This is a genomic window from Pseudomonas sp. (assembly GCF_051660785.1).
GTDB lineage: Bacteria > Pseudomonadota > Gammaproteobacteria > Pseudomonadales > Pseudomonadaceae > Aquipseudomonas.
Map to the genome: position 1 here is coordinate 280,493 of NZ_JBOFQE010000058.1, position 25,736 is coordinate 306,228.

The following is a 25,736-nucleotide window of genomic DNA, read 5'->3' on the forward strand; positions in this document are numbered from 1 at the left end:
GGGGCAAATGCCTGGCTTGGGTTTTGCCGCCAAGGCTTGGCGACCGCCGGGCGGATGTGGCAAGTTTTGAGCACTGACTTACACTGCGTACACCCAATGCAAACGAATGACTGTTCAACGGATCTACAGATCCCACGGCAATCCGGGCATCCCGTAATGATCTGGGTAAAGCCAACATGAAAACGGTCACGGCCCCTTTCACTTGTCTGCTCGCTGCCAGCCTCTGCGCGGCGGCCAGCACCTGCGCAAATGCGGCGCCCCCTTCCGGCATCGACTGCGCGCAGGCAAAAGCCTCCGTCGAAAAGCTCATCTGTCGCGATCCGCAACTGATGCAGATGGACAATGAACTGACGCGCCTTTATCGCCTGGCGCTCACGGATGAACGCTCGGTTCCGCCACCGGACAACGTCATCATCGACCAGCAGTTCTGGATCGCTGCCCGCAACGAGTGTGCCTCGGGACCGGAGCAAAAGGCGTGCATTGTCCGCAGTTATGCCGAGCGCGCGCACCAACTGCGCCAAGGCTCCTCCATCGTCCGGACCAAGGACCCGGACCGACTCACTGAAGGTCCCCTGGCATTCCGTTGTGCGGGATTCAACGCGCTGATTGCGGCCACGTTCTTCAACACGCAGCCGGGTGTCGTGTACCTGAAATGGGCCAATACCGCGATCACCCTCATTCAGGTACAGAGTGATTCGGGCACCCGTTACACCGGCAAGGATTACCAGGGTAACTACAGCTTCTGGCAAGACGCTGGCGTGGTGCTTTTCCAGAAGCCGGGTACACGGGAAATGAGTTGCACGGTCGAGCCGGTCGGTTGATGGCCTGATGTGAGAACTCCGACCGTTTCAGTGCCCGCGGATGTAATGTTCCAGCTGCCGGATCAGATCGGCCTGCTCGACGATAGCTTCCTTGACCAGATCACCAATCGATAGCAGGCCGATCAGTTCGCCGTCTTCCACCACCGGCAAATGACGCAAATGACTGTCGGTCATGACCGCCATGCAGCGTTCGATGCTCTGCTGACTCGGCGCCGTCACCACCGGCGCGCTCATGATGTCGCGCACCGGCGTACCCACCGAAGAACGCCCCTGCAGCACGACCTTGCGGGCATAGTCGCGTTCGCTGATCACCCCGACCACCTTGCCTTTTTCGATGACAGGAAGTGCGCCGACGTTCTTTTCAGCCATGAGCTTCAGGGCTTCCAGCACCATTTCATCAGGCGCGATGCTATGCACCTGACGATTTTGCACGACCTTGAGTTTGAGCAGCTGTGCGGCTGTTTTCATAAGTGCCTCCAATGCCGTTAATGACCTTCAAACACCGACTTCCACCCACCCGCCGTTCAACCGCACCGGCCAGACCCGCAAGCGCTGTTGCGGGTACTCCAGGCAGCTACCGTCCGCCAAGCGGAAATGCTGTTTGTAGATCGGTGAGGCAACCACCAGATCACCCTTGATGCTGCCTATCAACCCGCGACCGATAACATTCGCCCCGGATTGCGGGTCATGGTTGTCGATGGCGTAGAGAGTCTGCCCCTCGACTGCGGGCAGGTAGAACAGCGCCACTTGCGCGCCGTCGAGCCACACGACCACGCCGGAGTTGCTGACCAGATCCTGCTGTTCACACACGGTTTGCCAGGTGTTGGGGCTTTCCAGGGAAGCGATGCGTCGGGTAGTGGACTGGCTCATCAGGCAATCTCCTCGGTGACAGGGATAAGGTTGAGTTCGGCGGCCATGATCGGGCGTCGTTGGCCGCGTTCCTGGACAAAATGGATGTCCGGGTCCGGGCGTTTATCGTTGACGAAGGTACGGAAGCGCTTGAGTTTTTCCGGGTCCTTGAGGGCGTTGGCCCATTCGCATTCGTAGCGGTCGACCACCAGCTGCATCTGCGATTCGAGCTCTTCACCCAGGCCAAGGCTGTCGTGGATGATCACGTCCTTGAGGAATTCGAGGCCGCCTTCCAGGCTTTCACGCCATACCGAGGTGCGCTGCAGCTTGTCGGCGGTGCGGATGTAGAACATCAGGAAACGGTCGATGTAGCGGATCAGGGTTTCGTCGTCGAGGTCGGTGGCGAACAGCTCGGCGTGACGCGGGCGCATGCCGCCGTTGCCGGCGATGTAGAGGTTCCAGCCTTTCTCGGTGGCGATCACCCCAACGTCTTTGCTCTGGGCTTCGGCGCACTCACGGGTGCAACCGGACACCGCGAACTTGAGCTTGTGCGGCGAGCGCAGGCCCTTGTAGCGATCCTCGATGGTCAGGGCCATTTGCACGCTGTCCTGCACGCCGTAACGGCACCAGGTGCTGCCGACGCAGGACTTCACCGTGCGGGTCGACTTGCCGTAGGCATGCCCGGTTTCGAAGCCTGCTTCAATCAGCTCGGCCCAGATGTCCGGCAACTCGTGCAGCTGCGCGCCAAACAGGTCGATCCGCTGGCCGCCGGTGATTTTGGTGTAGAGGTCGTATTTCTTTGCCACCACGCCGATGGCGATCAGTTTGTCCGCAGTGATCTCGCCACCGGGGATACGCGGAACCACCGAATAAGTGCCGTTTTTCTGCATGTTGGCCATGAACGTATCGTTGGTGTCCTGCAACGGCACCAGTGAAGCGTCCATGATCGGCTGGTTCCAGCACGACGCGAGGATCGAACCCACCGCCGGTTTGCACACGTCGCAACCGGTGTGGCCACGGCCATGTTTGGCCAGCAGTTCTTCGAAGGTAATGACGCCTTCAACCCGCACCAGCGCGTAAAGCTCCTGACGGGTGTAGGCGAAGTGCTCGCACAGGCTTTTGTCGACGCTGACGCCACGGGCAATCAACTCATGCTCGAACACTTGCTTGAGCAGCCCGGCACAACCGCCGCAACCGGTGCAGGCCTTGGTTTGCGACTTGAGCAGGCCAAGGTCGGTGCAGCCGCCGTCGATAGCCGAGCAAATCGAACCCTTGGTGACGTTGTGGCACGAGCACACCGTGGCCGACTCGGGCAATGCGCCCGGGCCCAGGGTTGGCGCACCTTCGGACGATGGCAGGATCAGGCTGGCAGGTTCCGCCGGTAGCGCAATCGCGTTCTGCATGTACTGCAGCAGCGTGTCGTAATAGCTGTTGTCACCGACCAGTACCGCGCCGAGCACGTGCTTGCCGGTCGCATCCACCACCAAACGGCGGTAGCTGGCGGTGGTTTCGTCGATGAACTGATAACTGCGCGAGCCCGGCGTGCTGCCGTGCGCATCGCCGATGGAGCCTACATCGACGCCCAGCAATTTGAGCTTGGTCGACATGTCCGCGCCCATGAACGGCTCGGCGGCTTCGTTGCACAACAGTGCGGCAACACCGCGGGCCATTTGGTAACCCGGGGCGACCAGGCCAAAGATGCTGCCGTTCCACGCGGCGCACTCGCCGATGGCGTAGATGTGCGGATCGCTGGTCAGGCATTGGTCGTCAATCACCACGCCGCCACGCGGGCCGACTTCCAGCGAACACTGGCGGGCCAAGGTGTCTTGGGCACGGATACCGGCGGAAAACACGATCAGGTCGGTTTCAAGGAACTCGTCATTGGCGAAGTTCATCCGATAGCGATAGTCCTCACCGGCGCTGATCGATTGAGTGCCACGTGACAGGTGCACACCGACGCCGAGGCGTTCGATCTGTGCCTTGAGCGCACGCCCGCCCTGCTCGTCCAGCTGCACCGGCATCAGGCGCGGGGCGAATTCCACCACATGGGCTTCCAGGCCCAGGCTTTTCAGGGCGTTGGCGGCTTCCAGCCCAAGCAAGCCACCGCCGACGACCACGCCACGGCGGGCATTGGCTGCAGCAGCACGAATCGCATCAAGGTCTTCAAGGGTGCGGTACACCAGGCGCGAATCACCCTCGGCGCCTTCGATCGGCGGCACGAATGGATAGGACCCGGTGGCCAGGACCAATTTGTCGTAGGCGACGCACCCTTGTGCAGTGATCAGCTGACGCCGGGCGCGGTCGATTTCCAGCACTGGCACGCCCAGGTGCAAGGTCACGCCCGGGGTCTGGTACAGCGACGCTTCACCCAAGGCCAGCGACTCGGCATCACGGCCGGTGAAGTATTCGGAGAGGTGCACGCGGTCGTAGGCACGCATCGGCTCCTCGCTGAACACGTGCAGCCGATAGTGATCAAGCGCCCCGCGCTCGATCAGCTGTTCGACACAATGGTGTCCGACCATGCCATTACCGATCACGATCAGCGTTTTCAGCTTGTTCAACGCGGCCACATTAGAATTCATAAGAAGCACCCGACTCAGCCCATCACGGTTCAAAAAGCAAAAAAAAACGCCTGAAACCTTGCGGTTCCAGGCGTCTTTGCCTGTTCTTTTGCGGTGTTGAAACCAGACGTCTTTGCCTGACCCACCGATGTTGCCCACGAATCGATCGTCGTTGACCGAGGGGGCTGCCCACTCGACTGCGTTCACGGTGGGCCTTGATCGATGTAATGCAGCGTTTGTGCCAAGCGCGGAATATCAGTGTTTCAAGGCTCCCGCCGGGGCATTTCGAGTATGAACCCTGCCGTTTCTGCCTTGGCGTAGTGCATGGCGCATCACGAAAGCTTTATAAAAGTGCATTACAGATACCAGCGATACTCCCGCGCACTGATCTCCTGCATGAACGCCAGATGATCCTGGCGCTTGTTCTCGCAATACACATCCACGAACTCCGCACCCAGCCCTTCGCGCAGCTGTGGTTGATGCTGCAGGGCGCGCACCGCTTCGAGCATCTCCAGCGGGAAATCGACCCCGCTGTTGCGGTCTTCGTTGAGTGGCTGGATCGGCTCGTTGCCGGTTTCCAGACCCTGTTCGAGTCCCACCAGAATCGCCGCCAACACCAGATACGGGTTGGCATCGGCGCCGGCAAGGCGATGTTCAATGCGCAGGTTTTTCGCATCGGACTCGGGAATGCGCAGGCACGCATCACGATCCTCAAAGCCCCAGCTCGCCCGCGTCGCGATATTGGTGGTGCCGCCCAAGCGGCGAAAGGCGTTCTGGTTCGGTGCGAAGATCGGCATGCAGTGCGGCAGCAATTCCAGACAACCCGCCACGGCATGACGCAGGGATTGCTGCTGATTCGCGGCGAGGATGTTATTGCCGGCGGTGTCGTAAAGGCTGACGTGCACATGCATGCCGCTGCCCGGGTGCTGTAAGTAAGGCTTGGCCATGAAGCTGGCGCGGTAGCCGTGTTTTAGGGCCACGCCCCGGGTGCTGCGACAAAACAAAGCCGCCCAGTCCGCCGCACGCAACCCGTCATCGAGATGGCCGAAATTGATTTCGAACTGGCCCGGGCCGAGTTCGGCGGTGATCACCGTGGTGTCAATGCCTTGCGCCCGCGATGCTTCGACCATCTCATCCAGCACCGGCGCAAAGCGTGACAAGCGCTCGATGTGCATGTTCGGTTGATCATCGGCATCGTCGGTCAGGTCATCCCGGGGAAACTGCGGCAGCCCGTCGCGCAGCTTCTTATCGAACAGATAGAACTCCAGCTCGAACGCTACCACCGGATGAATGCCCTTGCCCGCGAGCCGCTCCAACACCTGGGCCAGCACCTGGCGCGGTTCGAACACGATTGGCTGCTCGGTGCCGTCCGAGGTGATCAGCATCTGCCCCAGCGGTTGTGCTTCCCAGCTCACCGGTTTGAGTGTGCCGGGCACCAGTCGGCGCAGCGCATCCGGGTCACCGTCGTTGAAGCAGTAATCGCCAATCTTGAACAACCCGCCCTGCACACCCAGCAGCACACAGTTTTGCGGCAGTTTCAGCGCGCTGCCGGCCGCGACCTTTTCCAGCATCTCAACGGGATAGCGCTTGCCGTAGAAGTGGCCCGGAATGTCCAGGGAAATCAGGTCGACGTAACGTACATCAGGGTGGCGTTGGCGAAAGGCGCGCACCTCGGCCAGCAAATCAGCGTCCATCATGGTTGGTCCTATTGTGGTGATCAGGTGTAGACCCAGAGCACTCGCGTGAGCTGCTCGGTAAGGTTGCCGTAGCGGCAACGGGTATGGCTGTCGAACTGAAAACTGTCGCCGGCCTGCAAGGTGACCGCCTCGTCATCGCCCAACCACAGCGTCAACTCGCCCTCGAGCACGTAGCCGCCCTGCTCCGAGCTGTCACTCAAGTGCCGTTCGCCACTGCTGGCACCGGCTTCGAGGTGGCTTTCGAGCATGGAAAACGAAGCGCGCATTTTCGGCGACACCAGAATGTCGGTGATGCCATTGGCGTAATACAGCGTGCGGCGCTCATCCGGCCGGGTGACCCACGGCAATTCCTTGGGTTTGGGCAGGCTGTAGAAGTAGGTGGTCGGTACGCCGAGTGTTTCGCTGATCGCCGTCAGGTCAGCCACAGTGGGCCGTGACAGGCCGCGTTCGACCTGCGAAAGAAAGCCGACGGAACGACCGATCTCGTCGGCCAGGTCCTTCAACGTGTACTTCTTGTGCTTGCGCAGGTCGTGAATGAGGATCGCCAGCGCAGCGATTTCTTCTTGCTTGTTCATGCCTGGAATTCCTTCCTCAAATGCTGTCGCGCAGTCGATACCACGCCTTGCCAATGGCTTCCAGCGGCGCCGCCAGGTATTTGCCACCGGGGAAGCTGGGGTTACTCAAGCCCTGATACAACGCCAGTTCATCGCCTTGGCCGAGAATCGCGTCGGACACGGCGCGGGCCGCAGCGAGTGTCGGCAGCACGCCATGCCCGGAGTAACCCTGAAGCCAGTAGCGATCACCCCAGCGGCCAATGTCCGGCGTGCGCTTGAGCGTCAGGTCGATATGCCCGCCCCAGGCGAATTCCAGCTCCACGCCTTTGAGCTGCGGGAAAACCCGTTCCAGAAACGGCCGGGTTGCGCCGGCGATGTCCTTGGGCATTCCACCCAGGTACGTGCAGCCACCGCCGAACAGCAGGCGGTTGTCCGGCGTGCGACGGAAATAGTCGAGAACGAACTGGTTGTCGGTGACGCAGACATTGCTCGGCAACAACGCCGTGGCTTGCTCGGCCGTCAGCGGTGCGGTGGCGACCTGGTAAGTCCCCACTGGCAACACGCAACTGGCCAACTGTGGGTCGAGCCGGTCTAGATACGCATTGCAGGCCAGCACCAGCACATCCGCGCGAATCGATCCGAGTTCGGTGTTCACCAGGAACTGACCGCCCTCCTCTCGATAACTCAACGCCTTGCTTTGTTCATGGATACGCCCGCCAGCACGTTCGATAGCGGCGGCGAGGCCGAGGGCCAGTTTCAGTGGATTGAGATGCCCGCCCTCGGGATCATAAAGTCCTGCCTGATAGCGCTCGCTGGCCACCCATTCCGGCAGCTGCTCACGGCGGATGAACTGCAAGCCATCGTGGCCCCACTTGTGACTGGCCTCGCGCTGCCATTCCGTCAGCAGGCCGACCCGACGAGGCATGACCGATGTCCACAAATGCCCGGCGCGATAATCACAGTCGAAACCATGGCGAGCCGGCAACGCCCGCAGTTCTTGCGCTGCCCAGCGCATGCCGTCCCACAACCGTCGTGCACGTTCATAGCCCAACGCCTCTTCCAGCGGCGGCATGTCGCACGACCAGCCAAGAATGGCCTGACCGCCATTGCGCCCCGACGCTGCCCACGCCACCCGACTGGCTTCCAGCAGCGTCACGCGTTTGCCGGCCAAGGCCAGACGCAGCGCGGTATGCAAGCCACTGAAGCCGGCACCGATGATCACCACCTCAGTACTTTGCTCACCGGCCAGCGCCGGCCGAGTGGTCAGGCGATCGGCGCAACTGTGGGCGTAGTAGCTGGCGACATGCTGCGTGGACTGCTGAAACATACAAGCCTCATGAAATTATCTTTTTATAATTTCATGAAAAACTACAGCATAAATTTCATTCAGACAACTCACGCATTCGGCGATTTATGCCACGGATAGCCTTTTGCGCTCAGTTGAAAGGCGTAATCGAACAGGCGCTTCATGTACTCGCCATCGAATTTCTGGTTGCGCGGACAGATAAAGTCGGCGCCGATGTACGCCAGATTGAAGTCTGCGCCATCCTGCTGGGCGATGCGGTAGATGCGATCCAGATCGCTGATCCCCTGTGTCTGGATCAAGGTGCTGATGGCGCGACCGCCGATGCTCAAGGTACGGCGCTTGGTGCCGGACCATTGCGGTTCCAGTTTGCCGTTGCGAATGACATAAAAATGCCGCTCCCGGCGGATCCGTGCGCCGGTCACGCTATTCAGCGCCAACACGGTCCCCGGCGGGTAAAGGAACACCTGCGTGAGGACGCCGCCGTCTACGTGCATTTCCTGGAATTGCTTGCCGTCGACCTCGACATCGATCATGACCGGTGAAACGGCGCCAGGAATACTCATCGACGCAACCATGATGCTGCGAAACAGATGCAGCGCTCCCGGTGCTCCGCTGGACGCAATCGCGCCCATGTTCCAGGTGACGGGACGCCCGGCATCGAGGTCGGTGGTGCCGATCATCAGCAGCCGGCCTTTGGCGTATTGCGCGGCAATCGCGGCGAGTACCTCGGCGGTGATGTACTTGGCAATGAGTCGCGCCAGTGGCTTGCTGTCGGCGATACCGTCGCTGGCCAGGCGAGTCAGCATACTTCGCGAATGGAACACGTCTTTGGGGCCGATTGCGCCGCAGATCCCCAGAATGATGCTGTCGTATTCAGGCCCCAGGTAAGCGAACGGCGCAACCAGAGCGCCCGCGCTGATGCCGGTGACGACCTTGAAAGCAGGTCGGCTCCCATGCAGTGTCCATCCGGCAATGATGCCCGCCGCAAAGGTGCCGGCGTCGCCGCCTCCCGAGATGGCCAGGTAATAGCCCCTTGGCAGCATGTCGGTCGGCAACGCTGAGTCGGCGAGCGCCTCGACCTCTCGATCGTTGGCCAGGCTTGCATCCCGGATGAACACTGTCAGGTCCCGGTCCAGCCAGTAGCGCGCGTTCGGGATGCCCGGAATGACCGCTTGTTCCGTCAACGCTTGCGGCACCGCTTCACGGCGTTGCAGACAGCCTTCACGCAACATGTTCATCGTTGAGGCGCTGGGCCTGGGCAGAAATGGTTTCAAAACGCCTCCTCCGGTCCCTGCCACTGACAGAGCACGCGCTCGATTGACTCGGTAAGATTGGCCTCAGCCATCATGCGCGCGCGCCACACACCCATGACTACTTTTCAGTCAGGCGGCGGTCTCCTGAAAACCAAGAGTTTGCCGGTCGCTCGCTGCACCACCTTGTCATTCTGATTGAGGGTTTCCATGAACATCGTCACCACGCCTCGGTCGGGCTTGGTGCTGGATGGGTCGATGGCCTGCACGGTGCATTGCAGGCGCAACAGATCGTCAGGATAAGTTGGCGTCGGCCAGCTCAGTTCTATGCCCAATCCAATGATGCCGTCCGCCAGCGGAACGCTGTCCACCAGCAGCTTCATGGTCAGCGCTGCAGTGTTCCAGCCACTGGCGGCGAGGCCGCGGAACAGGCTCAGCTCGGCGGCTTCAGGATCAAGGTGAAACGGTTGCGGGTCATACTCCTGAGCGAAGGCCAGCATTGACGCTCGATGGACACGCAGGCTGTCGCTTTCGAACTGCTGACCCAGGCTCAAGTCATCCAGGTAGAGTTTTTCCCAGGAATGTACGGTCATGATTCATCCCACCGCGGTGCATTACGAATAGCCGAGTTCGCTGAGATCGATAGCCACCAGCAACGCATCCTTGTTGGCCTGGCCGTCCTCTGCGCGCCGGTAGGCACGCCGCTTGCCGGGCATGCGCAGCCCGTCAGCTTCGATGTAGTCAGACACATACTGGGCGGCCGGCATGCCACCACTGACGTCGACGGTGTAGTCATGCCGACGCAGCAGGAAGTCTTCGCCGAAGTAGAAATCCTGCACGGCACTGTGCGTGGCGATGTACTCGGGAAAGTGCACCCGCAAGCGACGCCAGCGCTGCGCTGCTTCTTGCCAGGGTTCAATTTCTTCGGTCACCACACCCGGCAAAGTGAACAGGAACGGCATGGTCAGGTAGGACCAGAGCGCATAGCCGTTGAAGTACGCGCGATGCAGTGGATCCCAGGGGGTGTTTTCGTCGTGGTCGCGAAAGGATTCCCGGGGCGCCTGGCGCTCGGCGATCACCGTGCCGTCTGTGGTTTCGATGGCGATTCGGTTGGGCGAGTAAGCCGTGTGTTTGTCGGGGCCGCCGAACGGGGTTACCGAGGCTTTTTGTTCATGCAGCCAGACGGTCATCTGGCGAGGGGCACTGTCCTGGGTCAGTCCTTTTGCGCCCCAGAGCGAACCGCCGGTCACCAGCGTGGCGCGAACGGTATTGAAGCTGTTCCAGCGTTCCAGACCCCCATGGGCGACCAGCACCTTATCCAGCAATTCACGGTTCTGCGCAGTCATAGCGGCGGCCCTCCTGCTTCCGGCGGTCGATCCTGCACCCATTGCCAGAATAATTGATAGCCGACGGCAAGCACCACCGGGCCGATGAACAACCCGATGATGCCGCTGGTGACCATGCCGCCAAGTGCGCCAATCAGCACCACCGGCATCGGCACATCGACACCGCGCCCCAATAACAAGGGTTTGAGAACGTTGTCCACCAGGCCGGCAATGAACACATAGATGGCGAAAATAATGGTCGCGGTGTTGGCGCCTTCGGTGGCGAAGACAAAGGCAATCACCGGCAGCGTAATCAGGGTCACCGGCAATTGCATGATGCCGAGCAGCAGCACCGCCAGGGCCAGCAGGCCGGCACCTGGGATGCCCTTGAAGACAAAACCGAGGCCCACCAGCAGCATCTGGATGAAAGCAATGCCGACCACGCCCAGCGCGACCGCACGAATTGTGGCGGTGCACAGTTCGGCGATTTTCGGGCCTCGGGCCGGACCGCTGACTCTTGAAGCAATTTGGACCGCAGCGCGGCTGCCACCTTCACCATGGGCCATGAAAATCCCGGCAATGATCAAGGCGAAGATAAAGGTGAGGAAGCCCATGCCGACGCCAGCGAGTTTGCCCAACAGGCCCAGACTGACATGTTTGATCTGCGGTACGTACTTCGCAGTCAGGTCGGGCAGATCGGTGGAGGCCTGTAGCCATAGATCCGTGAGCGGTTGGCCCACCACCGGCCAACTGGCGACTGACTCGGCCGGCGGCGGAATGTGAAAACCGCCGCCCTTGACGATTTCCATCGCGTGTTCGACCGAGTCGGCAATCGAGGTGCCCAGCAGGTAGATCGGCACCATCAGGATGACAATGGCGATCAGAATGATCAGCGTCGCCACATGCCCTGGTTTGTGGTTTCCCCTGAGTCGCTCCTGCAGCGGATAGAGAGTGATCGCGAGGATCAGCGACCACAGCATCAAGTCGCGGAACGGGCTGAATATTTCGAAACAGAACAGCACCAGAACGGCGATCAGCCCGGCGCGAATCAGCACATCGAGCAGCGTGCGCGTGAGCGTTTTCTCGGAAAAGGATGTGGGCTCCACGGATGCCTCCTTGCAGATCACTGCAACGGTAGCGGGTCGGTTAGCCCAGCATAGTCGTCAGGCGTGCGTTTGCCTCTGTGGCAGGCCGACTCCGATCCCCGATTGATCGCGTAAAAACATGAAAACAGCACATCGACTCAATATCCCTGCCCGAATCTGCGCAACCATGGCCTCCTCACTCACCCGTAAGGACCTCGCCATGGCCATCGCCAAAGCCGTTCCCGGCAAAACCCTGCTGACCCCGACCGACCACACCCTGATCATGATCGACCACCAGTCGCAGATGTCCTTCGCGACCAAGTCGATCGACGCCGTCACCCTGCGCAACAACGCCGCCCTCGTGGCCAAGGCCGCGCGGGGCTTCAAGGTCTCGACCATCCTGACCACCGTCGCCGAGAAGAGCTTTTCCGGGCCGATCTTCGATGAAATCAAGTCGGTGTTCCCGGAACACAAGGTCATCGACCGCACCAGCATGAACACTTGGGAAGACGAGCGCATCGCCGTTGAAGTCAACGCCTTCGGCAAGCAGAAAATCGTCCTCGCCGGCCTGTGGACCTCGGTGTGCATCGTCGGCCCGGCGCTGTCGGCCATCGATCAGGGTTTCGAGGTCTACGTGATTGCCGATGCCTGTGGCGACGTCAGCACCGAGGCCCATGAAATGGCCATGCAGCGCATGATCCAGATCGGCGCCCGCCCGATGACCTCGTTGCAATACCTGCTCGAACTGCAGCGCGACTGGGCGCGTACCGAGACCTACGAAGAAACCGTAAAAACCTCGATCGCCAACGGTGGCTCTTACGGCCTTGGCCTGATCTACGCCAAAACCATGTTCGGTGCCTCGGAAGGCCACTAAGCGGTTGTCCTGTAAATAGCCAGCGACTGCGCACATTGCGCAGTCGCTGCTGCGTGGTGATTGAAGATGAAGTTTCGCAAGCAAGACCTTCCCTTCTGGTTGTCGCTGCTTTTCGCCGGGACAGTCTCGGCTGATGAACCCGCACAAGGGTTTCTGGACGGTGCATCGCTGGAAGTGCTCAGCCGAAACTTCTACCTCAACAGCGACTACCGGTCCCCATCGCCCACAGGAAAAAGCTATAAAGCCGAATGGGCTCAAGGCTTTATCAGCACTTTCGAATCCGGTTTCACACCCGGTACGCTTGGGTTTGGCCTGGATGCCCATGCCTTTTTAGGATTGAAACTGGATGGAGGCAAGGGCCATTCCGGGACGGGGTTGCTGCCCGTGGATGATAAGGGCCGCAGCGAAAACAACTATTCCAGTGGCGGTGGCGCGCTGAAAATCAGAGCCTCCCGAACCACTCTGGCCTTCGGGGAAATGATGGAGGAAACCCCGGTGTTCGACACCGCGGACAAACGCCTGCAACCGGAGTACGCCACCGGCTTCCTGCTGAACAGCCACGAAATCGACGGCATGAATCTGGTTGCCGGGCATTTCACAGCGTTCAAGAATCAGGACAGTTCGTCGGGCAAGGGCAACTTCTACGGCTACGGCGCCAACACCGAGGCCGGCGGCATTACGTTTGTTGGCACCGACCTGTTCACCCAAAGCCCTGTCGGCGGTGCGCTCTACGCCTCAGAACTGACCGACACCTGGCATCAGTACTACGCCAACCTGCACCTGAAGCAGTCCGGGGTGTTGCTCGACGCCAACCTCTACCACACGCAGGACACCGGAAAAGCGCTGGCCGGCGTCATCGACACCACCGCGTTCAGCCTGTCAGGCAAGTACACCGTCGCGGCGCATGCCTTCACCCTGGCGTATCAAAAAATCAATGGCGACACGCCGTTCGATTTTGTCGGCGGAGATTCGATCTACCTCGCCAACTCGATCAAGTACGCCGACTTCAACGGCGCCCACGAACGCTCATGGCAGGCACGCTACGACCTCGACTTGAGCACCTTCGGGATTCCCGGCCTGAAGTTCATGACGCGCTACGTCATCGGCAGCCAGATCGACGGCACCCACGCGCCCAAGGGCGGCGCCTACAACCCGTTTGATGAGTCCGTCGGTGACTACGTGCCGCAACAAGGCGTCGGCGGCCGGCATTGGGAGCGCGACATAGACTTGCACTACATTGTGCAGTCCGGTGCGGCCAATGGTTTGTCCGTGCAACTGTCCCATGTGTCGCATCGGGCCAACACGGCGCAGACCGGCGATGATATCGACCGGGTGTATGTGGTTATCCAGTACCCGCTGAACTTCGGGCACCTGTGAAGGGAATGTGATGCGGTGACACAGTCCCAGAGAGCGGGGCTTTTGTGGCGAGGGGATTCATCCCCGTTGGGCTGCGAAGCGGCCCCGAATCGAACTTTGCGGTGTTTCAGACATACGGCAAGCAATGGTTTGACGACTGCTTCGCAGCCGAACGGGGATGAATCCCCTCGCCACAACGACGCGCCCCCACAAGAGATAGAGGTTGCCAGGGGAAAATGGCGGAAGGCAGCCGGAGTCGAACCTGCCCGGGAACGGATGCCGTCCCCAACCGGGTTTGAAGCCCGGCCGCGCCACCGGGCGCGATTGCCTTCCTTGAAGTCAGTGTTCTGATGCCTGGGCCAGGGCGTTGTCGAGACGGATATGGCGGGTGTCGCCAACGCGTCGGGTCAGGCCCAGCCGGTCGAAGTATTCGAGAATCTGGATGCTGCGCTTGCGCCCCAGGCCCACCGAATCGCGGAACGCCGTGACCTGAATCACCGGGTCCAGCGCGGCCAGTTGCACAAGCATAGCCGCCAATCGGCGGAGGACTGCGTCGGTATAGAACAGGTCGCGCACGACTTGGTGCACCAGCCCAAGCCTCGCCATTTTGCGCAGCAGCAGGCGCACCGCCACTTCGTCCTGGCCAAGATCACGCACCCACGGCGCATTAAAACCGGCCTGTTCGAACAACGGCTGAATTTGTTGCCACAGGGCCTCATCGTCTTCACTCAAGCGCACCTGATGCTCGGGCAAATGCAGCCACGGCCCGCTCGCAGCCATGGCGCCGCTGGCGAGTAATTCGTCGAGCAGGCTGATGAACGTCGGACGGTCCAGCGCAGTGCCGGTGAAGCGGCGCAGGCGATCGCGGTCGGGCCCCATCTGGTCTGGTTCAAGTTGATGGAAACGTGCCAGATGCTCCAGCAACGGCGCTTTAAGGGATTCCCAGCGCTCAGCGCTGAACAGCAACGGGCCTCGGCGCGTGTTGATCAGGCGCACATCGGCAGGCAGAACCCAGGTGTCACGCGGCCGGTTGAACTGACGCTCAAGACGCTGCGGATCGAGCCCGGTTTCGCTGTTCACCAATAGCGCGGGCAAGACGGATTCCAGATCACTGCAGGTGGCGAGTGCCAGTAGCTGCGCCAATCGCTCGGGACTGCGGCGGTGTCGGGTCGGTGCGAACGGGTCGAGTACCCGACCGCCGCCGAGGGTCCGCTGGGCGCTCTGGTCGCGCAGAATCAACGGATCGCCCTTCATTGCCTGCACTGGCGCATTCAACAGGATCTGCGTCAGCATTCGCCCACCCGGCGCCACGCTGGAGCCCTCCAGCAGCGCCACTCGCCCCGTGACATCCTGGGTGCCGAGATGAACATGCACCGGCTGGAAATGCTCGAAGGCCTTGGGTTCGCTGGCCAACAACTGCATCTCGATGTCCAGGCGCTGGGTTGGTGCGTACAGCCACTCGGCCACCAGCCAGTGACCACGATGAATCTGCTCCAGTGCCAAGCGCTCGGCGCTCAGGTTCAGCGCGACTCGCTGACCTGCAAACCCGGTTTGCGCAGCTTGATTCTGTGCATGCAAACCCCGCACTCGCACGGTTTTGCCCAGCGGGCCGAGCATCAGCGTGTCGCCCACGGCCACTTGCCCGGACAGCGCCGTGCCGGTCACTACAATGCCGGCGCCGGCCACGCTGAACGCACGGTCAATCGCCAGACGAAAACCACCGCGGGTGCTGCGCTGAAGGACATCACGCTGCGCATCCAATAAGGCCTGACGCAATGTCTCGACACCCTCCCCGGTTACACTCGACAGGGCAATTTGCGGCGCGCCAGCATACGGTCCGGGCGCCAGTAAAGTTTCGATCTGCTCACGCACGGCCTGCACGCGGGCTGCATCGACCCGATCGTATTTGCTGATCGCCACCAAGGCCCGAGGGATGCCAAGCAGTTCAACGATCGCCAGATGCTCGCGGGTTTGCGGCATCACGCCGTCATCCGCTGCCACCACCAGCAACACCAGATCGATGCCCTGTGCCCCGGCCAGCATGTTGTGGGTGAAGCGTTCATGACCGGGCACATCGATAAAACCGGTCAGTCCCGCGCCCGGTTCCAACTCTGCGTAGATGTAGCCAAGGTCGATGGTCATGCCGCGTTCGCGCTCTTCGCGCCGACGGTCGCCGGCCTGGCCGGTCAATGCCTGGAGCAATAGCGTCTTGCCGTGGTCGATGTGCCCGGCGGTGCCGACGATCACTCCGGCACCTGCAATTGACCGAGTTGCGCCAGCCACGCGGCTTCGTCATCCAGTTGGCGCAGATCCAGCCATAACGCGTCGTCATCAATTCGGCCCAGCACCGGAATGGCCAGTTGACGAAACGCTGTCTCCAGCCCCAGCAATTGCCGTCCACGCAGGCGCTTGGACACATTGGGCCGCAGGCATAACGCCGCGCTCGGCAGACGAGCCACCGGTTGGCTGCCGCTGCCGATCATGCCCAGCGCCGGCACCGCGCTGACGTTCCAGCTATCGCCCACCACCTGCGCCAATGACGGTTGCAGGCGCTCCGCCTGGGCGAGGATGGCGGCTTGCGTTCGGGTTAGCAGGCGCAGACTCGGCAACCGTTCAGCCAGCCGATCCGGGTCACGGTACAAACCCAACACCGCTTCGAGGGCCGCCAACGTCAACTTGTCGACCCGCAGCGCGCGCTTGAGGGGGTTCTTCTTGATCTTCGCGATCAGTTCTTTGCGGCCAACAATCAACCCGGCCTGAGGACCGCCGAGTAACTTGTCGCCGCTGAAGGTAACGATGTCCGCGCCATCGATCAGCGCCTGACGCACCGTGGGTTCGGCGGGCAAACCCCAGCGAGTCAGGTCCAGCAGACTGCCGCTGCCAAGGTCTTCGAGCAATGGCAGCCCGTGTTTATGCGCCAGATCAGCCAACTCGGCCGTGGGCACGCGAGCGGTGAAGCCTTCAATGGCGTAATTACTGGCGTGGACGCGCATCACCAAGCCGCTGCGCGGGCCGATGGCCGCTTCGTAATCCCGGGCATGGGTGCGGTTGGTGGTGCCGACTTCGTGCAGCCGGACGCCGGCCCGGGCCATGATGTCGGGAATGCGGAAGGCGCCGCCGATTTCGATCAGCTCGCCCCGGGAAATGATCCCTTCCTTGCGCGCCCCCAGGCTGTTGAGCGTCAGCAGCACGGCGGCGGCGTTGTTGTTGACCACCGTCACGGCTTCGGCGCCGGTCAGTTCGCGGATCAGGCTTTCGATCAGGTCGTCACGGTCGCCGCGCTTGCCGCTTTGCAGGTCGAATTCCAGATTGAGCGGATAACGGGCGGCCATTTGCACCGCTTCGATGGCTTCGTCCGGCAACAATGCTCGACCGAGGTTGGTGTGCAGCACCGTGCCGGTGAGATTGAACACCCGGCGCACGTGGCTGCGGTGCTGGAGGGTCAAGCGTTCGCCCGCTCTGCCGGCCAAGACTTCGGGGGTGATTTCAATGGCGTCGAGTTGGCTTAAAAGCACCGGTTCGCGCAGGTCATCCAGCAGTTGCCGCAGGCTGGCCAGCAGCGCGTCACGCCCGAAGCGCTCGGCCAATGGCTGGCACGCCGGATGACGCAGCAAACTGTCGATGGACGGCAGTCGCAAGACTGGGCTGGCGGATCTGGCTGACATCAGGCGCTCCCGCAAACGTTGACTGTCGCGCCTGAGTGTAGCCGCTTGCCGTTATTCGCCCCCGGGTGCCAGCAGAAGATTCGGCGCCAGGCGAACGTAACCTTCCTGCTCCAGACGCATGTCCAGGGCCAGGCTGGTCAGGTCGGTCGAGAGCGCTTCGGCCTCGGCGTCGTTTTCCAGGTACAGCAGTTTCAGGTAGCTATGGCAGCCAGGGCAGATTTCGGCACGCAACGGAGCCTGATTGGCCGCATGGCGGTCGTCATCGAGGCTGACGTATTCCAGGCCTTTGCTTTGTTCGCAATACACGCACTTGACCCGCACCACATGCCATTCGCAGGCGCACAAAGAGCACACCAGATAACGCAAACCGTTGTGTTTGCCGCGATGGCGGATGACTCCGGCCATGGCCGGTGAACCACAGGCCGGGCATTGGCTGAGGCTGTCGCCGGGTTTGAGTGCCAGGTTCGTCGCGCTCAGCAGCCAATGACTGAAGGCGGCCTGCAACGCCGCGCCGAGAAACGGCACCAGCGCCGCCGGCAGCAGAGAATACTGGCCGCTGACCAAGGCAATCGCCCAGGCTTTGCGTTGCCCGTTATTGGCGCTGCGCAAGGATGTGACAGCGTTCTCGATGGCAGCGTTTGTCGTTGGCGAATAGCGCTGCAAAAAACCGTCGAGATACGCCAGCCAGGTGTCTTCGCGCACCAGGCTGTCAGCGGCGAACGGTGGCAAGCCGTGTTGCTGGCACACGCGCTGACGGTCGGGATCGAGCGGCCTGGCCCGTGGCGGATCGTCCAGCAGGTTCTGCTGAACATGGCACAGGTCGATCACCAGCCGCAGGTAGTCCGCCAGTGGGTGCCCGTCCGCCAGTTTCTCCAGACGTCGCGCCCGCAAGGCAAACAGGTTGTTCGGTGGCAGGTGCAGGAACGGCGGTGAACCCGCCGCCGCTTCGATCTCTCCAGGCTCAAGAATGGTCGCCAAGGGGTCATCCTTTTTTGCGGATTGGGTGATCAGGGTTTTCGTCCCGGGTCACGTCCCGATACCAGAGTTCATGGTGCTTCCTCGCCCAGGCACGGCTGACCCCGCCATGCACCATCGCGCTGACCGAGCCCTTGATCCAGATGCCGGCGTAGATGTGGATGATGATGCTCAACACCAGCACAAAACCGGCCAAGGCATGCAGCAGCATCGCCCAGCGAATGGAGGTGATGCCGAAATATTCGCTGAAATACGCACGCCAGATCACCAGTCCGCTGAACAGCAACACCAGCATGCAAAGCAGCAAGGTCCAGAACAGCAGTTTCTGCCCCGGGTTGTACTTGCCGATGGGTGGCACACCCTCCTCCTCGTTCTTGATCACCCGCCCGACGCGCCTGAGCCACAAGCGGTCATTGCTGATAAAGAAATTCGCCCGGAAGAACTGAATCACCAGGCCGAGAAACAGCACAAACATCACCACGCCCATGAACGGGTGCAGGATGCGCGTCCACGGCCCGCCACCGAACAGGTGGCTGAGCCAGAACAATGCCGGATGGAACAGCGCCAGGCCTGACAGGGCCGCCATGAAAAACAGGATCGCCACCAGCCAGTGGTTGGTGCGCTGGTTCGAGGTGTAGCGCAGGATCTGTCTGCGGATCATGGTCTGTTCTCCCCACGCGGATCAAAGGTGTGCACCGCCGGATCGACTTCATGCACCGCCGGGTCCTTGAGCGGCGGCAGTTCATCCTCCTCGACCACTTGCGGCCCGACGCGCACGTAATGGAAGAACCCGGCCAGCACCGCCAGGCCCATGGCCAATAACCCCAAGGGTTTGCTGACGCCCTTCCACAATTCCACCAACGGGCTGATCGTCGGGCTGCCCGGCAAACCGGCGTAGAGCCTCGGCGTATCCGCGTGATGCAGCACGTACATGACGTGCGTGCCGCCCACGCCTTGCGGGTCGTACAGGCCAGCGTGATCGAAGCCGCGGCTTTTCAGGTCGACGATGCGTTCGGCGGCGTGTTCTTTCATGTCTTCCTTGCTGCCGAACACAATCGCGCCGGTCGGGCAGGTTTTCACGCAGGCCGGCTCCAGCCCCACTTCCACCCGGTCCGAACACAGGGTGCATTTGTAAGCCTTGTGATCCTTTTGCGAGATCCGTGGAATGTTGAACGGGCAGCCGGTGATGCAATAACCGCAGCCGATGCAATGATCCTGATCGAAATCGACGATGCCATTGGCGTGCTTGATGATCGCCCCCGGGCTCGGGCACGCCGCCAGGCAACCGGGCTCGGCACAGTGCATGCAGCCGTCCTTGCGGATCAGCCACTCCAGGTTGCCGGCGTCGGTTTCATGCTCGGTAAAGCGCATCAAGGTCCAGGTTTCAGCGCTGAGGTCCTGCGGGTTATCGTAGGTGCCGTGGTTGTGGCCAACGTCGTCACGCAGCTCATTCCATTCCGAGCAGGCGACCTGGCAAGCCTTGCAGCCGATGCACTTGGTGGTGTCGATCAGCTTGGCCACTTCCTCCTGATTGCGCACCGAGGACGGCACGGTCGTGGTGGCCGAACGGGCGATAATGTCTTGGCTGGCCATTTAGACTTTCTCCACGTTGACCAGGAATGACTTGGATTCCGGGGTCTGTGTGTTGCCATCGCCGAGGAACGGCACCAGGGTGTTGGTCAGGTAACCGTGGCGCGTCAGGCCGGTAAAGCCCCAGTGCAGCGGGATGCCTATCTGGTGCACCACCTGATTGTTGACCTGCAGCGGACGGATCCGCTTGGTCACCACCGCCACCGCTTCGATATGCCCGCGCTTGGAACTGACACGGACCCGGTCACCGGCCACGATGCCTTTCTCCTTGGCCAACACTTCACCAATCTCGACGAATTGCTCGGGCTGGGAGATCGCATTGAGCTTGCAATGCTTGCTCCAGAAGTGGAAATGCTCGGTCAGCCGATAACTCGTCGCCGCATACGGATAATCCTTGGCTACGCCGAGGGAATCCCATACCGAATCGAAGATCCGCGCCGCCGGGTTGCTGGTGGCTTTCTTGTTTTCCGGGTGCAGCGGGTTGATGCCGATCGGAGTTTCGAACGGCTCGTAATGCTCGGGGAATGGGCCCTCGTTCATCTTGTCGACGGCAAAGAATCGCGCCACGCCTTCGGGGTTCATGATGAACGGATTCATCCCGGCTTCCGGTGGCGTGTCAGCCTTGAAGTCCGGCACGTCGGTGCCACCCCAGGCTTTGCCGTTCCACCACACCAGGCGCTTTTTCTCGTCCCACGGTTTGCCTTGCGGGTCGGCCGAAGCGCGGTTGTAGAGAATCCGCCGGTTGGCCGGCCAGGCCCAGGCCCACCCCTGATGCTGATGCATGCCGTAGGGGTCGTTGTTATCGCGCCGGGCCATCTGATTGCCCGTCTCGGTCCAGCTGCCGCAGAAAATCCAGCAACCGGAAGCCGTGCTGCCATCGTCCTTGAGCTGACCAAAACCAGCCAGTTGCGCATTGCTCTTGATCGTCGCGCCGGTGGCGTCAGTGAAGTCGGCAGTGGCATAGCCGTTGATTTCCCGCGCCAGTTCTTCCGGCGTGGGTTCGTCGGCAATCTTGTACGGCCACGACAGCTTGAGGATCGGGTCGGGGTAAGCGCCGCCATCCGTTTGATAGCGCTGGCGCAGACGCAGGAACAGCTCGCTCATGATCGCCACGTCGGTGCGCGCCTCGCCCGGTCCGTCAGCGCCTTTCCAGTGCCATTGCAGCCAGCGGCTGCTGTTGACCAGCGAGCCGTCCTCCTCGGCGAAACAGGTGGTGGGCAGGCGAATCACCTCGGTCTGGATACCGGCGGTTTCCACGTCGTTGTACGGCCCGACATTGCGCCAGAACTCCGAGGTTTCGGTGGACAGCGGGTCCATCACCACCAGCCACTTCAGCTTGGCCAGCGCCGCCATCACGCGGTTTTTGTCGGGCAGCGCCGCGATGGGGTTGAAGCCTTGGCAAAAGTAGCCGTTGACCTTGCCCTGGCCCATCAGGTCGAACACTTTGAGGATGTCGTAGTTGGGAATGTCCAGCTTCGGCAAATAATCGTAAGCCCAATTGTTCTCGACCGTGGCGTTTTCGCGGTACCAGGCCTTCATCAGGCTGACGTGGAATTTGCTGTAGTTCTGCCAATAGGACAGTTGCCCCGGACGCAACGGCATTTGCGTACGTTTAGTGATGTAGGCGGTGTAATCCTGCTCGGCATCGCCCGGCAGGGTCAGGTAGCCCGGCAGCGAGTTGGACAGCAGGCCGAGGTCGGTCAGGCCCTGGATGTTGGAGTGCCCGCGCAAGGCATTGACGCCCCCGCCCGGCATGCCGACGTTGCCCAACAGCAGTTGCACCATCGCCGCGCTGCGGATGATCTGCGAGCCGATCGAGTGCTGAGTCCAGCCCAGCGCGTAGAGAATCGTCATGGTCTTGCCCGGTTGCGAGCAGGTGGCGATTTCTTCCCAGATCTTCTGCATGGCATCGACCGGCATGCCGCAAATCTGGCTCGCCAGTTCAATGTTGTAGCGGCTGTAATGCTGCTTCATCAATTGGTAGACGCATTGCGGGTCGTGCAGGGACGGGTCGACCTTGACGAAACCGTCCTCACCGAGTTCATAACCCCAGCCGGACTTGTCGGTATACGTGCGCTTGGCCACGTCGTAACCGCTGAAAATGCCGTCCTCGAAGCCATACCCGGCTTTGACGATGAACGATACATCGGTGTAGTTGCGCACGTACTCGTGCTGGATCTTGTCTTCGGTCAGCAGGTAATTGATCAGCCCGCCCATGAAGGCGATGTCGGTGCCGGTGCGAATCGGCGCGTAATAGTCGGCCACCGAGGCGGTCCGGGTAAAACGCGGATCAACCACGATCAAACGCGCCTTGTTGTGCGCCTTGGCTTCGGTCACCCATTTGAAACCGCACGGGTGCGCTTCTGCTGCGTTGCCGCCCATCACCAGGATCAGATTCGCGTTGGCGATATCGGTCCAGTGATTGGTCATGGCACCACGGCCGTACGTCGGGGCAAGACTTGCCACCGTCGGGCCGTGTCAGACACGCGCCTGGTTATCAAACCCCAGCATGCCGAGACTGCGAATGACCTTGTGGGTGATGTAACCCGCTTCGTTGGACGCCGCCGAGGCCGCGAGGAAACCGGTGGTCAACCAGCGGTTCACCGTTTCGCCCTTGTCATTCTTCTCGATGAAGTTGGCATCGCGGTCGGCCTTCATCAGGTCGGCAACACGATCCAGCGCTTCATCCCAGGAGATACGGGTCCACTCGGTGCTGCCGGGCTTGCGCACTTGCGGATACTGCAGGCGCCCGGGGCTGTGAATGAAGTCCAGCAGGCCTGCGCCTTTGGGGCACAGGGTGCCGCGGTTGACCGGGTGGTCGGCATCGCCTTCGATGTGAATGATGCTTTGCGCGACGTTCTTGGCGTTATCGCCCTGGCTGTACATGATCAACCCGCAGCCGACCGAGCAATACGGGCAGGTGTTGCGGGTTTCATGGGTGTGGGCGAGTTTGAAATGGCGTACCTGCTCGGCGAAGGCTGGCGCCGGGAGCATGCCCAGCGCGCCGAGGCTCGAGCCCGCAAGGCCGATACCGGCGACCTTGAAGAACTGACGACGGTTGAGGTCCATCGTGCACTCCTGATCAGGTGGAGACCCGGTACTTTTGCCGGGTTTTTCTGGACGATCACGGTGGCGGCAGCGTGGCTACCGACACTTCAAACTCTAGCCAATGGGAGAACTGACTGAATGAAAACCGACCATCGGGCAATGCCCATATCCCAGCCATCACACAACCCCCTGTGGGAGCGAGCCTTTGTGGCGAGGGGATTTATCCCCGTTCGGCTGCGAAGCAGTCGTGAAATCATGCGCTGCGGTGTGTCAGGAGAACCGTGCATTCCGGGTTTACGACTGCTTCGCAGCCGAACGGGGATAAATCCCCTCGCCACACAAGCCCGCTCCCACAGGGATTTGTGGTGTTCGGGGAATTACCGTCTCGCCCCCACAGGGGCTTGGCGATTATCATGGGCGCCATATTCAACCGGCCTTTATGAGACTGAGCATGACCTTCGATTTTGATCAGGTGTTCGACCGCCACGACACCGGCAGTACCAAGTGGAGCCGCTACCCGGCCGACGTGTTGCCGATGTGGGTCGCCGACATGGACTTCGCCGCGCCGCCGGTCATCCTGGAAGCCCTGCGCAAACGCCTGGAACACCCGATGGTCGGTTACAGCGTGCCTCAGGAAAATCTGCGCGCGGCCATCGTGGCCGACCTCTGGAGCAAATACGCCTGGCGCGTATTGCCTGAAGAGCTGATCTTCCTGCCCGGTGTGGAATCAGGTTTCAACATGGCCCTGAAGGCACTGGTCGAGCCGCAACAGAACGTCGTGGTTCAGGTGCCAAACTACCCGCCGCTGCGTCATGCACCGGGCCATTGGGGCTTGAACAAGGTTGAACTCGAATTCGAGGCGCTGGCTGACGGCACGTACGACACGCCGCTCGGGGCCTTGAGCCACGCACTGACCGGCGGCGGTGCGCTGCTGCTGAGCAACCCGCATAACCCGTTGGGCAAAGTCTTCCCGCGGGAAGAACTGCAAGCGGTGGCCGACATTTGCCTGGAACACAACGCGTGGATCATCTCCGACGAGATCCACGCCGAGCTGTGCTTCGACGGCCGCGTGCACATTCCCACGGCAGCGCTCAGCCCACAGATCGCCAAGCGCACCATCACCCTGATGTCGGCAAGCAAGGCGTACAACATTGCCGGCCTGAAAACCTCCTTCATGATCATCCAGGACTCGGCGTTACGCGCGAAGGTCAATCACGCCCGTTGCGGCATGGTCGACAGCGTCAACCCGCTGGGCATGGAAGCGACTCGCGTTGCCTACAGCGAAGGCGGCCCGTGGCTGGCGGGATTGAAGACATACCTGCAAGGCAATCGGGATTACCTGGTGGAAGCGGTTCGCAGCCGTTTGCCGGGTGTGACGATCAACATCCCGCAAGGCACGTATCTGGCGTGGCTCGATTGCTCGGCGCTGGGACTGGACAATCCACAACAGTTCTTCCTCGACAACGCCAAGGTAGGCCTAAGCCCCGGCCTGGATTTCGGCGATAACGCCCGGCAATTCGTACGCCTGAACTTCGGCTGCCCGCGGGCGTTGCTCGAAGAAGGGTTGGCGCGCATGGAGCGCAGCTTGCGCACCCTGAAAACCTGACACCCCTCATCAGCACACTGCAAAACCACTGTGGGAGCGAGTCTGCTCGCGATGGCGGCCTGCCAGCCATGCATGTGTCGACTGATCCACCGCTTTCGCGAGCAGGCTCGCTCCCACAATGGGATGTGGTTTCGGGATTTCGGAAACGCACCGAAATCCAACCGAACTCAAGGCAAATCACCAGGGTCAACCCTTTGACTCTTGTGCCCTGAGAACGGAGATTTCCCGATGACTGACTATCCAAAACCACCCTTCCCCAAGCAAGGCCAGCCCGTCCCCGGTTCGCAAAAGAAAATGGACCCGTACCCGGACTGTGGCGAGCAAAGCTACAAGGGCTCAGGCCGGCTGGACGGCAAGATTGCATTGATTACCGGCGGCGACAGCGGCATCGGCCGGGCGGTCGCCATCGCGTTCGCCCGTGAAGGCGCCGATGTCGCAATCGCCTACCTCAATGAACATGAAGACGCGCAGGAAACCGCACGCTGGGTCGAGCAGGCCGGACGCCAATGCATCTTGCTGCCCGGCGACATTGCGCAGAAAGCGCAATGCCAGGCCCTGGTGGACAAGACAGTCGAGCGCTTTGGCCGGATCGATATCCTGGTCAACAACGCCGCTTTCCAGATGACTCACGAAAACTTCGAAGAGATCCCGGACGAAGAATGGGTGATGACCTTCGACGTGAACATCACGGCCATGTTCCGGATCTGCCAGGCCGCGCTGAAGCACATGAAGGCAGGCAGTTCGATCATCAATACCAGTTCGGTCAACTCGGACATGCCCAAACCCACCCTCCTCGCTTATGCCACGACCAAAGGCGCCATCGCCAACTTCACCGGCGGCCTGGCGCAGATGCTCGGGCCGAAAAACATTCGGGTAAACAGCGTGGCGCCGGGCCCCATCTGGACACCGCTGATCGTTTCGACCATGCCCGATGAGGAAGTGCAGAATTTCGGCTCGCAAACACCGCTGGGTCGGCCAGGGCAACCGGTGGAAGTGGCGCCGATTTATGTGCTGCTCGCATCGGACGAAGCCAGTTACATCACCGGCCAGCGCTACGGCGTGACCGGCGGCAAACCAATGCTCTGACCGCACCTTAGTAGCAGCTGTCCTGTGGCGAGGGGATTTATCCCCGTCCGGCTGCGGAGCAGTCGTAAAGCCGGTGTGCACGGTTTTC

At 61.2% G+C, this 25,736-nt stretch carries 21 protein-coding genes and 1 tRNA gene; 5 read left to right on the plus strand and 17 right to left on the minus strand.

The window, feature by feature from the left end:
* The first annotated feature begins 176 nt into the window (after window positions 1-176).
* On the plus strand, window positions 177-821 hold the full coding sequence (locus tag ACRC4F_RS15255) for an MliC family protein (RefSeq protein ID WP_438660059.1): 645 nt from the start codon (window positions 177-179) through the stop codon (window positions 819-821).
* Between the two features lie 27 nt (window positions 822-848).
* On the opposite strand, the gene ACRC4F_RS15260 is transcribed toward ACRC4F_RS15255, so the two are convergent.
* From ACRC4F_RS15260 to ACRC4F_RS15305, 10 genes are all read right to left on the minus strand, one after another.
* The gene (locus tag ACRC4F_RS15260) at window positions 849-1,289 is read right to left on the minus strand and encodes a CBS domain-containing protein (protein ID WP_438660060.1); all 441 of its coding nucleotides are present in this window, start codon (window positions 1,287-1,289) and stop codon (window positions 849-851) included.
* A gap of 27 nt (window positions 1,290-1,316) precedes the next feature.
* Window positions 1,317-1,691 carry a nitrite reductase small subunit NirD gene (gene nirD, locus ACRC4F_RS15265; RefSeq protein WP_438660061.1) on the minus strand — a complete coding sequence of 125 codons (375 nt, stop codon included), beginning with the start codon at window positions 1,689-1,691 and terminating at the stop codon, window positions 1,317-1,319.
* Window positions 1,691-4,252, minus strand: coding sequence for a nitrite reductase large subunit NirB (nirB, locus tag ACRC4F_RS15270; protein ID WP_438660062.1), 2,562 nt, complete (start codon window positions 4,250-4,252; stop codon window positions 1,691-1,693). The genes nirD and nirB overlap by 1 nt, the downstream gene beginning before the upstream one ends.
* Before the next feature lie 335 nt (window positions 4,253-4,587).
* Complete coding sequence (locus ACRC4F_RS15275; protein ID WP_438660063.1) at window positions 4,588-5,928, minus strand: glutamine synthetase family protein; 1,341 nt, start codon at window positions 5,926-5,928, stop codon at window positions 4,588-4,590.
* 20 nt (window positions 5,929-5,948) lie between these two features.
* A complete protein-coding gene (locus ACRC4F_RS15280; RefSeq protein ID WP_438660064.1) occupies window positions 5,949-6,503 on the minus strand; it encodes a helix-turn-helix domain-containing protein in 555 nt (184 codons plus the stop codon).
* Window positions 6,504-6,519: 16 nt separating this feature from the next.
* Window positions 6,520-7,809 carry an NAD(P)/FAD-dependent oxidoreductase gene (locus ACRC4F_RS15285; protein WP_438660065.1) on the minus strand — a complete coding sequence of 430 codons (1,290 nt, stop codon included), beginning with the start codon at window positions 7,807-7,809 and terminating at the stop codon, window positions 6,520-6,522.
* Between the two features lie 68 nt (window positions 7,810-7,877).
* Complete coding sequence (locus tag ACRC4F_RS15290) at window positions 7,878-9,062, minus strand: patatin-like phospholipase family protein (RefSeq protein WP_438660066.1); 1,185 nt, start codon at window positions 9,060-9,062, stop codon at window positions 7,878-7,880.
* A gap of 104 nt (window positions 9,063-9,166) precedes the next feature.
* Complete coding sequence (locus tag ACRC4F_RS15295) at window positions 9,167-9,631, minus strand: MaoC family dehydratase (protein ID WP_438660067.1); 465 nt, start codon at window positions 9,629-9,631, stop codon at window positions 9,167-9,169.
* A gap of 21 nt (window positions 9,632-9,652) precedes the next feature.
* Entirely contained in the window at window positions 9,653-10,384 is a 732-nt protein-coding gene (locus ACRC4F_RS15300; protein ID WP_438660068.1) for a hypothetical protein, read from the minus strand.
* Complete coding sequence (locus tag ACRC4F_RS15305; RefSeq protein WP_438660069.1) at window positions 10,381-11,469, minus strand: AI-2E family transporter; 1,089 nt, start codon at window positions 11,467-11,469, stop codon at window positions 10,381-10,383. The genes ACRC4F_RS15300 and ACRC4F_RS15305 overlap by 4 nt, the downstream gene beginning before the upstream one ends.
* A gap of 199 nt (window positions 11,470-11,668) precedes the next feature.
* Between ACRC4F_RS15305 and ACRC4F_RS15310 the strand changes: the two genes are divergently transcribed.
* Complete coding sequence (locus tag ACRC4F_RS15310) at window positions 11,669-12,322, plus strand: hydrolase (protein ID WP_438660070.1); 654 nt, start codon at window positions 11,669-11,671, stop codon at window positions 12,320-12,322.
* A 66-nt stretch (window positions 12,323-12,388) separates the two neighbouring features.
* Window positions 12,389-13,699 (plus strand): OprD family porin, encoded by a 1,311-nt coding sequence (locus ACRC4F_RS15315; RefSeq protein ID WP_438660071.1) that lies wholly within the window; start codon window positions 12,389-12,391, stop codon window positions 13,697-13,699.
* 216 nt (window positions 13,700-13,915) lie between these two features.
* Here the strand turns inward: ACRC4F_RS15315 and ACRC4F_RS15320 are convergent.
* From ACRC4F_RS15320 to fdnG, 7 genes are all read right to left on the minus strand, one after another.
* Window positions 13,916-14,011, minus strand: a tRNA-Sec gene (locus tag ACRC4F_RS15320).
* Between the two features lie 6 nt (window positions 14,012-14,017).
* Window positions 14,018-15,925: a selenocysteine-specific translation elongation factor gene (gene selB, locus ACRC4F_RS15325; protein ID WP_438660072.1), complete on the minus strand. Its 1,908-nt coding sequence runs from the start codon at window positions 15,923-15,925 to the stop codon at window positions 14,018-14,020.
* The gene (gene selA / locus ACRC4F_RS15330) at window positions 15,922-17,343 is read right to left on the minus strand and encodes an L-seryl-tRNA(Sec) selenium transferase (protein WP_438660073.1); all 1,422 of its coding nucleotides are present in this window, start codon (window positions 17,341-17,343) and stop codon (window positions 15,922-15,924) included. Before selA ends, selB begins: the two co-directional genes overlap by 4 nt.
* A 51-nt stretch (window positions 17,344-17,394) precedes the next feature.
* Window positions 17,395-18,321: a formate dehydrogenase accessory protein FdhE gene (gene fdhE / locus ACRC4F_RS15335; protein ID WP_438660074.1), complete on the minus strand. Its 927-nt coding sequence runs from the start codon at window positions 18,319-18,321 to the stop codon at window positions 17,395-17,397.
* 4 nt (window positions 18,322-18,325) lie between these two features.
* Window positions 18,326-18,979: a formate dehydrogenase subunit gamma gene (locus ACRC4F_RS15340; RefSeq protein ID WP_438660075.1), complete on the minus strand. Its 654-nt coding sequence runs from the start codon at window positions 18,977-18,979 to the stop codon at window positions 18,326-18,328.
* Window positions 18,976-19,911: a formate dehydrogenase subunit beta gene (fdxH, locus tag ACRC4F_RS15345; protein ID WP_438660076.1), complete on the minus strand. Its 936-nt coding sequence runs from the start codon at window positions 19,909-19,911 to the stop codon at window positions 18,976-18,978. The genes ACRC4F_RS15340 and fdxH overlap by 4 nt, the downstream gene beginning before the upstream one ends.
* A complete protein-coding gene (gene fdnG, locus ACRC4F_RS15350) occupies window positions 19,912-22,977 on the minus strand; it encodes a formate dehydrogenase-N subunit alpha (RefSeq protein WP_438660077.1) in 3,066 nt (1,021 codons plus the stop codon).
* A gap of 430 nt (window positions 22,978-23,407) precedes the next feature.
* Between fdnG and ACRC4F_RS15355 the strand changes: the two genes are divergently transcribed.
* Window positions 23,408-24,562: a MalY/PatB family protein gene (locus tag ACRC4F_RS15355; RefSeq protein WP_438660078.1), complete on the plus strand. Its 1,155-nt coding sequence runs from the start codon at window positions 23,408-23,410 to the stop codon at window positions 24,560-24,562.
* Between the two features lie 228 nt (window positions 24,563-24,790).
* Entirely contained in the window at window positions 24,791-25,648 is an 858-nt protein-coding gene (locus ACRC4F_RS15360) for an SDR family oxidoreductase (protein ID WP_438660079.1), read from the plus strand.
* The last annotated feature ends 88 nt before the right edge of the window (window positions 25,649-25,736 follow it).

Bases quoted from the DNA above. Each gene is read 5' to 3' on its own strand.
- ACRC4F_RS15255 (WP_438660059.1), top strand. From the start codon at position 177: ATGAAAACGGTCACGGCCCCTTTCACTTGTCTGCTCGCTGCCAGCCTC.
- ACRC4F_RS15260 (WP_438660060.1), bottom strand. From the start codon at position 1,289: ATGAAAACAGCCGCACAGCTGCTCAAACTCAAGGTCGTGCAAAATCGT.
- nirD (WP_438660061.1), bottom strand. From the start codon at position 1,691: ATGAGCCAGTCCACTACCCGACGCATCGCTTCCCTGGAAAGCCCCAAC.
- nirB (WP_438660062.1), bottom strand. From the start codon at position 4,252: ATGAATTCTAATGTGGCCGCGTTGAACAAGCTGAAAACGCTGATCGTG.
- ACRC4F_RS15275 (WP_438660063.1), bottom strand. From the start codon at position 5,928: ATGATGGACGCTGATTTGCTGGCCGAGGTGCGCGCCTTTCGCCAACGC.
- ACRC4F_RS15280 (WP_438660064.1), bottom strand. From the start codon at position 6,503: ATGAACAAGCAAGAAGAAATCGCTGCGCTGGCGATCCTCATTCACGAC.
- ACRC4F_RS15285 (WP_438660065.1), bottom strand. From the start codon at position 7,809: ATGTTTCAGCAGTCCACGCAGCATGTCGCCAGCTACTACGCCCACAGT.
- ACRC4F_RS15295 (WP_438660067.1), bottom strand. From the start codon at position 9,631: ATGACCGTACATTCCTGGGAAAAACTCTACCTGGATGACTTGAGCCTG.
- ACRC4F_RS15300 (WP_438660068.1), bottom strand. From the start codon at position 10,384: ATGACTGCGCAGAACCGTGAATTGCTGGATAAGGTGCTGGTCGCCCAT.
- ACRC4F_RS15310 (WP_438660070.1), top strand. From the start codon at position 11,669: ATGGCCATCGCCAAAGCCGTTCCCGGCAAAACCCTGCTGACCCCGACC.
- ACRC4F_RS15315 (WP_438660071.1), top strand. From the start codon at position 12,389: ATGAAGTTTCGCAAGCAAGACCTTCCCTTCTGGTTGTCGCTGCTTTTC.
- selA (WP_438660073.1), bottom strand. From the start codon at position 17,343: ATGTCAGCCAGATCCGCCAGCCCAGTCTTGCGACTGCCGTCCATCGAC.
- ACRC4F_RS15340 (WP_438660075.1), bottom strand. From the start codon at position 18,979: ATGATCCGCAGACAGATCCTGCGCTACACCTCGAACCAGCGCACCAAC.
- fdxH (WP_438660076.1), bottom strand. From the start codon at position 19,911: ATGGCCAGCCAAGACATTATCGCCCGTTCGGCCACCACGACCGTGCCG.
- ACRC4F_RS15355 (WP_438660078.1), top strand. From the start codon at position 23,408: ATGACCTTCGATTTTGATCAGGTGTTCGACCGCCACGACACCGGCAGT.
- ACRC4F_RS15360 (WP_438660079.1), top strand. From the start codon at position 24,791: ATGACTGACTATCCAAAACCACCCTTCCCCAAGCAAGGCCAGCCCGTC.